At 71.4% G+C, this 13,290-nt stretch carries 10 protein-coding genes, 2 tRNA genes and 1 other RNA gene; 5 read left to right on the top strand and 8 right to left on the bottom strand.

The genetic code is table 11. The features are described from left to right. Positions 1-180 precede the first annotated feature (180 nt). Positions 181-2,193: a DNA polymerase III subunit gamma and tau gene (locus ACFO8M_RS13320; protein WP_387975841.1), complete on the bottom strand. Its 2,013-nt coding sequence runs from the start codon at positions 2,191-2,193 to the stop codon at positions 181-183. A 239-nt stretch (positions 2,194-2,432) separates the two neighbouring features. On the opposite strand from ACFO8M_RS13320, the gene ACFO8M_RS13315 reads away from it, so the two are divergent. After that, on the top strand, positions 2,433-3,905 hold the full coding sequence (locus tag ACFO8M_RS13315) for an RICIN domain-containing protein (RefSeq protein ID WP_387975839.1): 1,473 nt from the start codon (positions 2,433-2,435) through the stop codon (positions 3,903-3,905). Positions 3,906-3,979: 74 nt separating this feature from the next. Here ACFO8M_RS13315 and ACFO8M_RS13310 read toward each other — a convergent pair whose 3' ends face one another. The 4 genes from ACFO8M_RS13310 to ACFO8M_RS13295 form a co-directional block, all read right to left on the bottom strand. Further along, on the bottom strand, positions 3,980-5,152 hold the full coding sequence (locus tag ACFO8M_RS13310; protein WP_387976392.1) for an ABC transporter permease: 1,173 nt from the start codon (positions 5,150-5,152) through the stop codon (positions 3,980-3,982). Positions 5,153-5,488: 336 nt separating this feature from the next. Continuing rightward, the gene (locus ACFO8M_RS13305; protein WP_387975837.1) at positions 5,489-6,196 is read right to left on the bottom strand and encodes an ABC transporter ATP-binding protein; all 708 of its coding nucleotides are present in this window, start codon (positions 6,194-6,196) and stop codon (positions 5,489-5,491) included. Next, positions 6,193-7,278, bottom strand: coding sequence for a peptidoglycan-binding protein (locus ACFO8M_RS13300; protein WP_387975834.1), 1,086 nt, complete (start codon positions 7,276-7,278; stop codon positions 6,193-6,195). Before ACFO8M_RS13300 ends, ACFO8M_RS13305 begins: the two co-directional genes overlap by 4 nt. Next, positions 7,275-7,838: a hypothetical protein gene (locus ACFO8M_RS13295; protein WP_387975832.1), complete on the bottom strand. Its 564-nt coding sequence runs from the start codon at positions 7,836-7,838 to the stop codon at positions 7,275-7,277. The genes ACFO8M_RS13300 and ACFO8M_RS13295 overlap by 4 nt, the downstream gene beginning before the upstream one ends. Before the next feature lie 129 nt (positions 7,839-7,967). Between ACFO8M_RS13295 and ACFO8M_RS13290 the strand changes: the two genes are divergently transcribed. Together ACFO8M_RS13290 and ACFO8M_RS13285 are read left to right on the top strand one after the other, a co-directional pair. Then, positions 7,968-8,624 carry a response regulator transcription factor gene (locus ACFO8M_RS13290; RefSeq protein WP_387975831.1) on the top strand — a complete coding sequence of 219 codons (657 nt, stop codon included), beginning with the start codon at positions 7,968-7,970 and terminating at the stop codon, positions 8,622-8,624. Continuing rightward, complete coding sequence (locus ACFO8M_RS13285; RefSeq protein ID WP_387975829.1) at positions 8,621-9,799, top strand: sensor histidine kinase; 1,179 nt, start codon at positions 8,621-8,623, stop codon at positions 9,797-9,799. Before ACFO8M_RS13290 ends, ACFO8M_RS13285 begins: the two co-directional genes overlap by 4 nt. Before the next feature lie 44 nt (positions 9,800-9,843). Here ACFO8M_RS13285 and ACFO8M_RS13280 read toward each other — a convergent pair. The 3 genes from ACFO8M_RS13280 to ACFO8M_RS13270 form a co-directional block, all read right to left on the bottom strand. Further along, a tRNA-Thr gene (locus ACFO8M_RS13280) sits at positions 9,844-9,919 on the bottom strand. Next, an RNA gene (gene ffs, locus ACFO8M_RS13275) (signal recognition particle sRNA small type) lies at positions 9,917-10,010 on the bottom strand. The genes ACFO8M_RS13280 and ffs overlap by 3 nt, the downstream gene beginning before the upstream one ends. Positions 10,011-10,136: 126 nt before the next feature. Then, on the bottom strand, positions 10,137-11,561 hold the full coding sequence (locus ACFO8M_RS13270; protein ID WP_387975827.1) for an aminotransferase-like domain-containing protein: 1,425 nt from the start codon (positions 11,559-11,561) through the stop codon (positions 10,137-10,139). A gap of 81 nt (positions 11,562-11,642) precedes the next feature. On the opposite strand from ACFO8M_RS13270, the gene ACFO8M_RS13265 reads away from it, so the two are divergent. Beyond that, positions 11,643-12,911 carry an MFS transporter gene (locus ACFO8M_RS13265; RefSeq protein ID WP_387975825.1) on the top strand — a complete coding sequence of 423 codons (1,269 nt, stop codon included), beginning with the start codon at positions 11,643-11,645 and terminating at the stop codon, positions 12,909-12,911. A gap of 128 nt (positions 12,912-13,039) precedes the next feature. Next, a tRNA-Ser gene (locus tag ACFO8M_RS13260) sits at positions 13,040-13,127 on the top strand. The last annotated feature ends 163 nt before the right edge of the window (positions 13,128-13,290 follow it).

Here is a 13,290-nt window from a genome sequence, read left to right as displayed (position 1 = left end):
TGGCTTCCCGCGCGCGGCCTCGGTATGGCGACGTTCGCGAATCCCCTTGTGTCGCCGCCATCCCGCCGGTGCCGGACGGCGTTTTTTGCTATCTACTACAACACGTGGGGTAGTCGAGCGGCAACAAGAGTTTCGCGCCTGTGGATAACTCTGTGTCTGCGCAGGTGGCGGGCTTACGGTTCAGGCGATCTGCTTGGCGCCGAACGCGGTCGTCAGGAGCTTCACGGCCTGCTCCTCGCTCGTGCCGAAGCCGCCCGGGGCCACCGGGTCGTCAGGGCTCGGCTCGCCGTACTCCTCCGCCGGGGGCTCGTCGAAGACCTCGGCAGCGGGTGCGGTGGCCTGCCTGGCCGGGACGCTCTTGGACGGCGCGGGCGCGGAGCGGCTCGGCGCCGGGCTAGGCGCCGGTCCCGTCCCCGCTTTTGGGAGGCTCCCCGCCTCCCCTACCTCGCACCGGATCTTCCAGTTCCCGCCGAGCACCTCGTTGAAGACCCCCACGACGATCCCGTACGCGGGCTCCTTCTGCAGGTTCTCAGCGTGGAAAGAGTGCTTGAACGCCAGCACCACTTCGTTGTCGGTGGCGTCGGCGATCGTCGCGTCCTGCAGCAGCGCTGCGGTGGTGCGCTTCTTGTCCTTGACGGCCATCATGATCCGGTCCCACTGGCGCCGGATCGACGCGGCGGTCATCCCGCCGCCGTCGGCGGCGGGGGCGTACGTCGGCGCAGCCGGTTCGGCCGCCGGGACGGGCTCGGCGTCGGACCAGTCGTCGGCGGGCGCCGCGACCGGTTCCGGCGTGGCCGCGGGTTGCGGCGGGTTCGCTTGCGGGGCTTCGTCTTCCCAAGGCGGCACGGCCGCCGGTTCGGACGGCGCGGTGGCCTCAACGGCAGGTGCGACCACGGGTGCGGCCGGCGCGGGAGTCGGGGCGGCTTCGGCGGGCGCGGTGGCCTTGGCCAGCGCGGCTCGTGCCGCCGCCGCTCCGGTGGCGCCGGCTTGGCCGCCCGCCGCGGCTTCGCGAGCCGGTACGGCGAACGCGGCGCCGGCCGCGCGCTGTTCGAGGGTCTCCAGGCGCTGCATGAGCCCGGCCATCGACTCGTCGGAGCCGGGGAGGATCGCGCGCACGCACGCGAGTTCCAGCAGCAGGCGCGGTGCGGTCGCGCCCCGCATTCCGGCGAGTCCGGCGGCGACGACCTCGCCCATGCGCATCAGCGTGGACGTGCCCATGCGGGTGGCCTGGCTGGTCATCTTGGCGAGCTGGTCGGCGGGGGCGTCGACGAGTCCGGCCGAGCCGGCGTCGGGCACCTGGGTGAGGACGATGAGGTCGCGGAGGCGTTCGAGGAGGTCGCCGGCGAAGCGCCTGGGGTCGTGGCCGCCTTCGACGACGCGTTCGACCACTTCCATCACGGCGGCGCCGTCGGCGGCGGCGAAGGCCTCGCACATCTCGTCGAGGAGGCCCGCGTCGGTGACGCCGAGGAGCGCGGCGGCGCGCTCGTAGGTGACGCCTTCCGGGCCGGCGCCGGCGATGAGCTGGTCGAGGACGGAGAGGGTGTCGCGGGCGGAGCCGCCGCCGGCTCGTACGACCAGGGGGAGCACGTCGTCGGCGACGACCGCGCCTTCTTCGTCGCAGAGTTTGCGGCAGAGTTCGCGCATCGCGGGCGGGGGGATGAGGCGGAACGGGTAGTGGTGGGTGCGCGAGCGGATGGTCGGCAGGACCTTGTCCGGTTCGGTGGTCGCGAAGATGAAGAGGACGTAGTCCGGGGGTTCTTCGACGAGTTTGAGCAGGGCGTTGAAGCCTGCGGCGGTGACCATGTGGGCTTCGTCGATGATGTAGATCTTGTACCGGGAGTCGACGGGCGCGAAGACGGCGCGTTCGCGCAGCTCGCGGGCGTCGTCGACGCCGCCGTGGCTGGCCGCGTCGATCTCGATGACGTCGACCGAGCCGTGTCCGTCGGCGGCGAGGGCCTTGCAGGAGCGGCATTCGCCGCACGGTTCGGCGGTGGGGCCCTGGGCGCAGTTGAGCGAGCGGGCGAGGATGCGCGCCGAGGAGGTCTTGCCGCAGCCGCGCGGCCCGGAGAACAGGTAGGCGTGGTTGAGGCGCCCGGCGCGGATGGCGTTGATGAGCGGTTCGGTGACGTGCTCTTGGCCGACGACCTCGGCGAAGGTCTGCGGCCGGTATTTGCGGTACAGCGCGAGTGCCACGTCATCCTCCAGCTGGCCGGGGCTCTTCCGTCCTTGCCAGGGTACGGCGTGGGTCCGACGTTCGACGGCGCGACCGCCGGTCTCGGTGCGGGCGACACATCTCGGCGTGCTTGGTGTCGGTCGGTGTCGCGAACTCGGCGATTTCGGGCGTTCGGAGGGGTGGCCTCGCTCACGTGTAAGCGGTATCCTCAAATCGTACCAACGCATTTAAACGTTTCAATAGATTGAAGGAGTTCCCCTTGCGCACTCCCGCTCCTCCCCGCCGCAGACTCACGCGGTGGCTCGCCGCCGCCGCGGTCGCCGTCTGCGCCGCCGCGGGCCTCACCGTCTTCTCCGCCTCCCCGGCCGCCGCCGTGGAGACCAACACCTGGTACCGGATCGTCAACGACCATTCCGGGCTCGCCGTCAGCATCCAGAACAGCGGCACCGCCACCGGCACGGCCGCGGTCCTGGCCAACCAGGGCACCGCCGAGAACCAGCAGTTCCGCTTCGTCGACTCGGGAGGCGGCTACTACCGGATCCAAGCCCGGCACTCGAATCAGGTACTCGACGTCTACGCCAAGTCCACCGCCAACGGCGCCGACATCGTCCAGTGGACCGACAACAACGGCACCAACCAGCAGTGGCAGGTCAACACCCAGTCCGACGGCAGCGTCGAACTGGTGAACCGCAACTCGGGCAAGGCCCTCGACAACTGGGAGTGGGCGACCACCGCGGGCAGCCGCATCTCCCAGTACGACCGCAACAACCTCGAATCGCAGCACTGGAAGCTCGTGCCGGTCGGCTCGACCGGCGCGGCCGGGAACGGCTCCCTCAGCGACGGGAACGTCCAGTTCTACGGGCGCTGGGACAAGGACGACCCCACCTGGTACCAGATGGGCTGGGCCGGCGGCTACGTCGAGACCGCCTTCAGCGGCGCCTCGATCGGCGTGAAGCTCCGCAACACCATCGACATGTGGTACTCGATCGACGGCGGCGCGGAGACGTGGATGCGCGCGGTCTCGGGCAACGTGACCGTCCGGAGCGGCCTGAGCGGCACGCACACGATCCGCATCGGCTTCCGCGAGCGGGCGGGCTCCTACACCGGGGACCCGTCCTTCGGCGGGTTCATCCTCGCCTCCGGCGGCGCGACCAGCTCGACCGTGCGTCCTGACAAGCACATCGAGTTCATCGGCGACTCCATCACCGTCGGCCAGCCGAACGCGAACCGTCCCTTCTCGACTTACGCGTGGAACTCGGCCGAGGCCCTCGGCGCGTCCCACATGCAGGTCGCCGAAGGCGGCGCGTGCGTCTCGACCACCGACTGCCGAGGCATGGTCGACTGGTTCCTGCGCACCACCAACCAGGACGCCAACGACATGTGGGAGTTCAACACCTACGAGACCGACCTCGTCGTGATCAACCTGGGCACCAACAACAAGGTGACCGCGGCGCAGTTCCAGGCCGACTACATCCTGCTGCTGCAGCGGGTCCGCCAGTCGTACCCGAACGCGGAGATCCTCGCGATGGGGGTCTTCCGGGAGCGGCTGCTGCAGGAGGTCCAGAACGCCGTGGCGAACCGCAACAACGCCGGGGACGCGAAGGTCCACTATGTCAACACCGTCGGCTGGGTCGACCCGGCCACCGACACGAGCGACAACGTGCACCCGCACGACGCGGGCCACGCGAAGATCGCGGGTCTGCTGACGCCGGTCCTCGACCGGTACATCTAGGAGCGCGCCGCCCGGTACAGGCGGCCGCATGACGGCGGCGGTGCCCGGCTCGAACGAGCCGGGCACCGCCGGTTTCACTGGGTCGCAAGGGCTTCGGTAGGCGAAAGCCGCGAGGCCCGGATCGCCGGGTAGAGGCCGGCGACCGCGCCGATGAACAGCGTGGCGCCCACACCCCCGACGCTCGCCCAGTACGGCACCACCGCGGGCCAGCCCTGCGAGGACGCGTACCCCACGGTCACCGCCGTCCCGATGAGCACCCCGCCCAGGCCCCCGAGGGCGCTCAGCAGCAGCGACTCGGCGAGGAACTGCGTGCGCACCTGGCCCCGCGTCGCCCCGAGCGAGCGCCGCAGCCCGATCTCACTGCGCCGCTCCAGGACCGAGATCACCATCGTGTTCGCGACCCCGACCCCGCCGACGAGCAGCGCGACCGCGCCGAGCCCCAGGAGCATCCCGGTGAACGCGCTGTCGACGGCCTGCTGCGCCTCGAGCGCATCCGAGGGCCGCGACACCGACATCTCATCGGGCGCAGAGGGATCGGCCGTCGCCGCGAGCACGCCCGCCACGTCCAGGACGTACGCGTCCTCGGCACGGGTGTAGACAGTGGTCGCATGCCCGTCGAAACCGAGGTAGGCCTCGGCGGCCCCCCAGCCGATGAGGGCGGTGAGATCGAGTTCGGGCGCCAGCGCCACGGGTTCGAGCACGCCGACGACGGTGAACCATTGACCTCCCATGTAGACGTCGACTCCGGCGCCGGTGATGCCCAGTTGCTCGGCGGCGCTCGAACCGAGCACCACCGCCGGGTACTGCGACGTGGCCTCGTTGAGCCACATCCCGTCTGCCAGTTCGGCGCCCACGGTGTCGAGCATGGCGAGTTCGGCGGCCTGGACGGTCATGCCGCCGCTCTGCCCCTCGGGGATCCGGTCGGAGCGGTAGACGTTCACGTCCGGCACCTGCCCGGTCGCCGCGACCTGGGTGACCGGCCCGATCCGGGCGATCATCGGCACCGCCTCGTACGGCAGCACCCCGACCTCGCCGCTCATCATCGATGTGCCCGGCGAGACCGTGAGCAGGTTCGTGCCGAGCGCGGCGAGCTGGCGGTCGAGCTCGGCCCGGCTCGACGAGGAGATGCCGACGACCGCGATCATCGCAGCGATGCCGATGGCGATCCCCAAGGCGGACAACCAGGCCCGCAGCGGCCGCGTCCGCAGACCGGTGGCCCCGACCCGGAGCACGTCGCCCAGGCCCATCCGGGCGGCCCGCAGCGACTTCGCGGACGGTTCGGCCGGCGTCGCCGGATCGGACCGCCGCGAGGATCGCCGTCGGGCGGAGCGCTTCGGCGACGCCGGGTCGGCGTCCGGCCCCGCACCCGGCCCTTGAGGCGAAGGCGCCCTTGCGGAACGCTCCGCCGCATCGGCCTCGGCCGGATCGACCGGTGCCGCCGCCCCGGGCCGACGCGGCCGAGGCGACCTCGCCGACCGCCCCGCCGAGTCGGCCTTCGGCGCCGGTGGCGCGGGGATCGGCGGGGGCGGCCAGCCGCCCGGCGGCGGTTCGTCGCCGCCGCGCTCGGAACCCGTTGCGGCCATTCAGACCACCTCCCCGTCGCGCATCGCGACCTGCCGCGGCAGCGAGCGCGCGATGTCCTGATCGTGCGTGATGACCACGACGGTGGTGCCGGCCTCGTGCAACTCGTGCAGCAGCGCCATCACGCCGGACCCGGACACCGAGTCGAGGTTCCCGGTCGGCTCGTCCGCCAGCACGACCGCCGGCCCGCCCACGATCGCCCGCGCGACCGCGACCCGCTGCCGCTCGCCGCCCGAGAGCTCGTTCGGCAAGTGGTCCAATCGATGTGCGAGACCGACCCGGTCCAGCGCCTCCGCGGCGCGGGCGCGGCGCTCAGGCCCGCGCCGCCCCGAATACAGCAGGCCGTCGGCCACGTTGTCGAGCACCTGCTGCCCCACGGCGAGGTGGAACTGCTGGAACACGAACCCGATCCTGGTGGCGCGCAGCGCGGACAACTGCTTGTCCCGCAGTCGCGCCACATCGAACCCGTCGATCCGCACCGTGCCCTCGCTCGGCCGGTCGAGCGTGCCGATGAGATGCAGCATCGTCGACTTGCCCGATCCGGACGGGCCGACGATCGCGCACATCTCCCCCGCCTCGATCCGCAGGCTCACGCCGCGCAGCGCCCGCACCCCGCCCGGATAGGTCTTCGACACCCCGTCGAGTTCGACCACCGGCCGCGGCTCGGCGGGCCGCTCGGCTTCGACCGTCGCTTCGGCGAGGGCGCTCATGAGGGCACCACCACGGCCATGCCCGCTTCGAGGCCTTCGCCGCTGACTTCCACTGAGCCGTCGGCGAACAGGCCCGTGTCGACCGCGATCACCTCGGTCGTGTCGCCGGTGGCGATCTCCAGCCCGTACCCGCCGCCGCCGAGGCCGAGCAGCGCCTCGACCGGGACGGTGAGCACGGCCTCGGCGGTCTCCCCGGCGAACCCGACGTCCACGGCGGCCTGGTCGAGGCCGTCGAACACCGCCGGATCCTCGGCGGCCACGGTGACCTCCAAGTACGTCGTGGTCTCGCCGGTCTGGGCGTCCTCCTCGCTGACCACGGACTCGGAGTCCACGATGGATCCGGTCGCCTCGGTGCCGTCCGGGAGGGTGATCGCGACGGCGTCGCCGACGGCCACCAGCTCCTGGTCCTCCAGGTCGACTTCGGCCGTGACGACCTTGTCGAGCCCGGTGTAGTCGAGCACCGGCGAGCCCGGCCGCGCCGAGTCGCCCGGCTCGACACCGACCGCGTCGACCCGCACTTCCCCAGGGGCGTAGACGATCTGGCCGAGTTCGACCGTGCCGGTCTCGGTCAGGCCCAGGTCGTCCTGCCACTCCTCGACCGCATCGGCGGTCGCGTCCGTGTACTCGTCGTCCACAGTGAACCCGTCGTAGCCGAGCTTCGACAGGTTCTTCTCGAACTGCTCGACATCCGAGCCCTCGGTGCCCGGCGTCAGGGACCGGTACGCCGGCAGGCTCCCGTAGAGGAGGGTCACCGGCTTGTCGTCGACGGCGTACAGCCGCCCGCCGCGCTCGATCACGTCGCCCACCTTCGGCAGCGCCGTGAACGTGCCGTTCAGCAGGCAGTCGAGGCCGATCACGTCGCCGAAGCCGAGATCGCCCGAGACCGTGACCGTTTCGGTGAGCGTCTGCTGCACGACCTCGGCGGTCGCCGGAGTCTCCTGCGTCGCACCGGCCTCGGCCTCCTCGAAGAACGCCCGCGGGTCGAACCCGAGGGCCGCCGCGGTCGCGCCGGCCGCGGCGATCACCACGGCGGTCACGGCGACGACCTTCCCTGCGCCGCTGCGGCGCTTGCGGGTCTTCACTCGTCCTCGCTGGTGTTCTCGGGGCCTTCGCCCTCATCGGGCCGCAGGTCCGCGCAGGCCGCGTCCGCGGCCTGGAACGCTTCACTCTCCGGGTCGACGCCCATGTCGCCGTTCATGATGATGCCGCCGTTGGGCTGGGGGTCTGGGAACTCGGTGATCCCGTTCTCCCGCATGCACTCCGAATAGTCCAGCAGCGCCTCGTAGATCTCGGGGTCGATCGTCTCGCCCTCTTCAGGGCCGGGCATCAGGTCCTTGCAGGCGTCCTCAGCGGCTTTGAAATCCTCGTCCGCGGGGTCCATGCCCTCGGGCAGGGAGAGTCCGACGCCGCCCTCGCCTTGCTGCTCAGGGTCCGGGAAGTCCGCGATGCCGTTGTCGCGCATGCATTCGGAATAGGCCAGCGCCTCTTCGAAGCCGTCTTTCTCCTCGTCTTCCTCCGCACTGGCGGATTCGGTGGCGGTGCCGCCGACGTCGGCCACGCCGCCGCCGTCGTCCTTGTCCGAGCAGGCCGCGGCCGAGAGGGCCAAGAGGCCCAGGAGGAGTGCGATCTTGTATCGCCGCATGAAAGTTCGTCCTTTCCTCGCCGCCGGGGAGGTCCCGGCGGCACCATCAGTTCAGTCGCGGCGGCGTTGCCCGGCCGTAAGCCGAAACGGCAATGCCGCGGCAATACCGGGCGGGCCATGATGGGGAGCATGAGAATCCTGGTGGTGGAGGACGAGCCGCTGCTCGCCGACGCCGTGGCCGAATGGCTGCGCGGTGACGCGCACGCGGTCGACATCGCGCTCGACGGCGACGCGGCGCTCGAACGGTTGGGCGTCAACGACTACGACGTGGTCGTGCTCGACCGCGACCTGCCCGGCGTGCACGGCGACCAGGTGTGCCGGGCCATCACGGCCGAGGGCGGCGACACGCGGGTGCTCATGCTCACCGCCGCGTCTGACATCGACGACCGCGTCACCGGGCTCTCGCTCGGCGCGGACGACTACCTGCCGAAGCCCTTCGCGTTCCGTGAGCTCGCCGCGCGCGTCGCCGCTCTCGGGCGCCGCGCCCGGCCCGCCGCGCCGCCGGTGCTCGCGCGCGCCGGCATCACTCTCGACACGCACCTGCATCAGGTCTTCCGCGACGGCCGCTACGTCCCGTTGTCCCGCAAGGAGTTCGCCGTCCTCACCGAGCTGCTGCGCGCCGACGGCGCGCCCGTCTCGGCCGAGCAACTGCTCGAGAAGGCCTGGGACGAGCACACCGACCCGTTCACGCAGGCCGTGCGCATGACGATCCTCAAACTCAGGCGCAAACTCGGCGACCCGCCGGTGGTCCTGACCGAACCCGGAGTGGGGTACCACCTCAAATGAAGCGCCGCTTCCGACTCACGCTCCGGGCCCGGTTGACCATCGTCTACGGAGGACTGTTCATCGCCGGGGGCATCCTGCTCCTGGTGCTCACGTACAGCCTCGTCGAACAGGGCGTCCCGGACGAGAACCAGATCATCCAAGGCTCGCAGAGCAGTGTCGAGGGCCTGCCCGGCCCCACGACCGATGAGGGCGTACTCGCCCAGACGCAGGACTTCAAAGTCCTCGTCACCGGTGAGGCGTGGGCCGACGCCCTCGACACGATCCGGAACGAGGGCCCGCGGGCGCTCCTCTTGGTCAGCCTCGGCACGATCGCGATCGGCTGGTTCGCGGCCGGGCGGATGCTCCGGCCGCTGCAGCGGGTGACCGACACCGCCGCCGAGATCGCCGAGTCCCCTGCGGCCGACAAGGGCCTGCACCGGCGCATCAAGGTCAGCGGTCCGCGCGACGAGCTCCGCGAGCTCTCCGAGACCTTCAACCGGATGCTGGAGCGCCTCGATCAGTCCTTCGACGGCCAGCGCGCGTTCATCTCCAACGCCTCGCATGAACTGCGCACGCCGCTGACGGTGACCCGGGCGCTGCTGGAGGTGGCCGTGCACCGCCAGGGGGCGTCCCCTGAAGTGCGGCAGCTCGGCGAGACCCTTTTGGAGGTGAACGCCCGCCACGAGCAGCTCATCGAGGGGCTGCTCCTGCTCATGCGCTCGGACCGGGAACTCGCCGAACGCTCCTACGTCGACCTCGCCGACGTGGCCGAGCATGTACTCGCCCAGACGGCCGCAGGCGCGGTCTCGGTCACTGCCGACTGCGAGGAGGCCCCGACGAGGGGCGAGCCGGTCCTTTTGGAACGGCTGGTTCAGAATCTGGTCGAGAACGCGATCCGCTACAACACGCCCGAGAACGGCTGGGTGCGCGTGACGACTCGCATGGGCGGGGACGGGAGCGCGGTCCTGGAGGTGTCCAACTCGGGCCCGGTGGTGCCCGCGTTCGAGGTCGAGAGCCTCTTCGAGCCGTTCCGCCGGCTCGGCACGGCCCGCCTCGCGACGGCCTCCAAGGGCGCGGGGCTCGGCCTCTCGATCGTGCGGGCGGTGGCGAAGGCCCACGGCGGCGAGGCCGCGGCGAAGGCCCTCCCCGAGGGCGGCCTGCTGGTCACGGTGCGGCTCCCGGCCGCGGAGGATTGATTCGGGGCAAAGAAAAAGACCCCGGGTTTCCGGGGTCTTTCTGCTGGAGCCGCCTAACGGAATCGAACCGTTGACCTATTCATTACGAGTGAATCGCTCTACCGACTGAGCTAAGGCGGCAAGGTCCCTCACGCACCCGACAGAGCCCGCTTATCCTTGCTGCCTTCCGGCCCTGGGGAGGTTCACAAGATGACGCCGCATGAGGGACGGGCGAAAGTCTACCGCACCTCGACGCCGTCGCCGAACCGGGCGAGCCCCGAAGGTCACTGAGGTCACGGACCACCGGGACCGCGAACGGTCCACCCGTTCATGGCGTGTGCATGGCCGCCGCCTCCGCTCACCGCTGCTCCTTCGGGTCCAGATCTGCGAGCGCGGTTCCCAGGCGGCGCGCGCCTTCGGTGAGTTCGGCGTGATCGGCCGCCGCCGCGAACCCGACGCGCAGGAACGCCGCCGAAGGCTCGGCCGCGAAGTATCGGCCGCCGGGGCTCACGGCGACGCCGTGCCGCCGGGCCGCACCGGCGAGGACGGTGTCGTCGACGCCGGACGGCAGGCGGACCCACAGGTGCAGCCCGCCCGCGGGCGGCCGAACCAGGGCGGCGCCGGGGAGCTCCCGGGCGAGTGCGGCGGCCAGCCCGGCGCACCGCTCACGCAGCGCCGCACCGAGGAAGCGGACGTGCCGGTCCCAGGACGGCGAGCTGAGCATCTCCAGCGCGGCCTCCTGGAGCGGGCGCGCCACGAAGAAGTCGTCGACCAGCCGCACCGCCCGCATCCGCTCCATGACCGGCCCGCGCGCGATCAGCGCCCCGATCCGCAGGCTCGGGGCGGCGGGCTTCGTGAGCGAGGTGACGTGGACGACGGTGCCGTCGCGGTCGTCGGCGACCAGCGGCCGCGGCACCGTGCCGCCGTGTCCCAGGTGCCGCGCGAAGTCGTCTTCGAGCACGAACGCGCCGGAGGCCCGCGCCACGTCGAGGACCTGGCGGCGGCGTTCGGGCGAGAGGACGGCGCCGGTCGGGTTCTGGAATGTCGGCTGGCAGTACAGCAGTCGCGCGCCGGTCATGGCGAAGGCGTCGGCGAGCATGTCGGGCCGCAGTCCGTCGCCGTCGATCGGGACGGGGACCGGCCGCAGACCCGCGGCGCGGGCGGCGGCCAGAGCGAGGGGGTAGGTCGGGGATTCCACCAGGACGGGACTGCCGGGCCCGGCGATGGCCCGGAACGCGATCGACAGGGCGCTCTGTCCGCCGGCGGTGACGAGGACGTCCTCCGGCGCGACACCGCCGCCGACGATCCGGGCGAACACCGTGCGCAGCGCGGTCAGGCCGCTAGCGGGGGCGCGGTCCCAGGCGTCCGGGTGCCGGGCCGCCCGCGCGAGCGCCGCGCTCAGCGCCCGGCCGGGCTGGAGCGAGCGGTGCACGTAGCCGCCGTCCATGTCGATCGTCCCGGCAGGCGACGGTCCCAGCGGGTCGGTGAGCAGGTGGGTGTCGACGGCGCGGTCGGTGAGGGCGACGGTCTGCCAGTCGGTGTCCGCTTCGCGTTCGGCCTCGCCGTTCCGGGGCCGCTGCGCCACGAATGTGCCGCTGCCGGGGCGGGTCACCACGGCGCCCTCGGCGGCCAGGGCGGCGATGGCCCGTGCGACGGTCGCCGGGCCGACCCGGTACTCCTTGACGAGTTCCCGGCTGCTCGGCAGCCGGTCGCCGGGCGAGAGCCGGGCCAGCAGTGCGCGGAGCCGGTCGGCCAACTCGACAGAAGTGCTACCGTCGTACATGAGAGATCATAATAGCGCTACTGCCCTGGATTCGGAAGCACTTCAGCGCGATGTGACCCCGCGTGCCGGACGGGGGCGGCGATGACCGCCACGCAGACGCGGGCCGAGGCTCGGTCTTCAGCAAGTCTTTGGCGCAACGGCGACTTCCTCAAGTTCTGGCTCGGCGAGACCCTCTCGCTCCTCGGCAACCAGGTCACCAACCTCGCCCTGCCCCTGACCGCCATCATCGCCTTCAACGCCACCGACGAGCAGGTCGGCGTCCTGCGGTTCCTGCAGCTCGTCCCGTATCTCGGCCTCGCGCTGCTGTTCGGGGTGTGGGTGGACCGGGCCAGGCGGCGGCGGATCATGCTCGGCGCCAACCTCGTCCGGATGCTCCTGCTGGCCCTCGTGCCCGTCCTGTACTGGGCGGACGCGCTCAGCCTGGTCTCGCTCCTGACGATCGCCTGCGCCGTCGGCGTCGCCTCGGTGCTGTTCGACGTGAGCTGGATGGCGTACGTGCCCACGCTCGTGCGCGACCCGAAGCACTATGTCGAAGCGGGCGCCAAGATGGGGATGAGCTCGTCGGCGGCCGACGTGGCCGGGCCCGGGCTCGCGGGCGTCCTCATCGGCGCCCTGACCGCGCCGGTGGCGCTGATCGTCGACGCGTGCTCCTACCTGGTGTCCCTGGTCTCGCTGCTGCTCATCCGCACGCCCGAGCCCCGGCCCGAACCGCCCGCCGCCCTGCGGGAGGGCCTGCGCTGGGTGGCGGGGAACCCGGTCCTGCGGTCACTCGCACTGATCGGCTTCTGCTGCAACTTCTCCATGGTCACCGTGTGGACGATGTTCCTGCTGTACGGCACCCGCGACCTGCACTTGGACTCGACGACCCTCGGCGGGATCTTCGCCACCGCGTCCGTGGGCGGCCTGATCGGCGCGGCGATCTCCCGCAAGGTCATCCGGCGCTTCCGGCTCGGCCTCGTCTACCTCGTAGCCCAGTCGGCCCTCCTCATCGGACCGGCGCTGATCGTCCTGGCCGCCGGCCCGCGGCCGGTCATGGTGGGGATGTTCGTCCTCTCCTTCTTCACCACCTACCTCGGTCTCGGCGTCGCCGGGGTCGTCATCGTCAGCCTGCGCCAGGCCAGCACCCCGCAGTCGATGATGGGAAGGATGACGGCGGTCTTCCGCACCCTGCTGTTCGGCGGCGGCGCACTCGGCGGCCTGTTCGCGGGCCTGCTGTCGGGTCGGATCGGCGCCCACGGCGCCTTGACCGTTGCGGCGATCGGCTCCGCCGCCGTCCTGGTCGCACTGGTCCTGTCCCCGGTGATCCGTCTCCGCGACCTGCCGACGGCCCCGGAGGAACCCGCCAGGTGAGGATCCGTGTCCACCCGCTTTCCCAGCGCGCGCACCGATACCCGGCTCCCCAACCGCGCGCGTGCGCCGCACGTCACCCCGGAACACCCGGATATCGACCGCTGCGGCCGTCGGGTAAGCTTCCCGGCGGAGGATTCGCATAGTGGCCTAGTGCGCACGCTTGGAAAGCGTGTTGAGTGAAAGCTCTCAGGGGTTCGAATCCCCTATCCTCCGCCACAGGCGAGAAGAAGGAAGCCGGAGCAGGCGCTCCGGCTTTTTTCGTGCCCTCATGCGGACACGCGAAAGGGGCGGGACCGCTTGGGTCCCGCCCCTGTTTCGCTTACGACGCTCCGCCGTTAAGCGGCGCCGCCCTGGCCCACCTGGCCGCCTCGCGGCCCGG

The sequence above is a fragment of the Glycomyces rhizosphaerae genome, assembly GCF_042647865.1.
GTDB lineage: Bacteria > Actinomycetota > Actinomycetes > Mycobacteriales > Micromonosporaceae > Glycomyces > Glycomyces rhizosphaerae.
Note: the sequence above shows the minus strand (reverse complement) of the source record. Positions and strands in the feature narration are given on the sequence as shown.

Excerpts from the sequence above, each read along its gene's own strand:
- ACFO8M_RS13310 (WP_387976392.1), bottom strand. The coding sequence starts at position 5,152 with ATGGGCCTGGGCGACGTGCTCCGGGTCGGGGCCACCGGTCTGCGGACG.
- ACFO8M_RS13305 (WP_387975837.1), bottom strand. The coding sequence starts at position 6,196 with ATGAGCGCCCTCGCCGAAGCGACGGTCGAAGCCGAGCGGCCCGCCGAG.
- ACFO8M_RS13295 (WP_387975832.1), bottom strand. The coding sequence starts at position 7,838 with ATGCGGCGATACAAGATCGCACTCCTCCTGGGCCTCTTGGCCCTCTCG.
- ACFO8M_RS13290 (WP_387975831.1), top strand. The coding sequence starts at position 7,968 with ATGAGAATCCTGGTGGTGGAGGACGAGCCGCTGCTCGCCGACGCCGTG.
- ACFO8M_RS13285 (WP_387975829.1), top strand. The coding sequence starts at position 8,621 with ATGAAGCGCCGCTTCCGACTCACGCTCCGGGCCCGGTTGACCATCGTC.
- ACFO8M_RS13270 (WP_387975827.1), bottom strand. The coding sequence starts at position 11,561 with ATGTACGACGGTAGCACTTCTGTCGAGTTGGCCGACCGGCTCCGCGCA.
- ACFO8M_RS13265 (WP_387975825.1), top strand. The coding sequence starts at position 11,643 with ATGACCGCCACGCAGACGCGGGCCGAGGCTCGGTCTTCAGCAAGTCTT.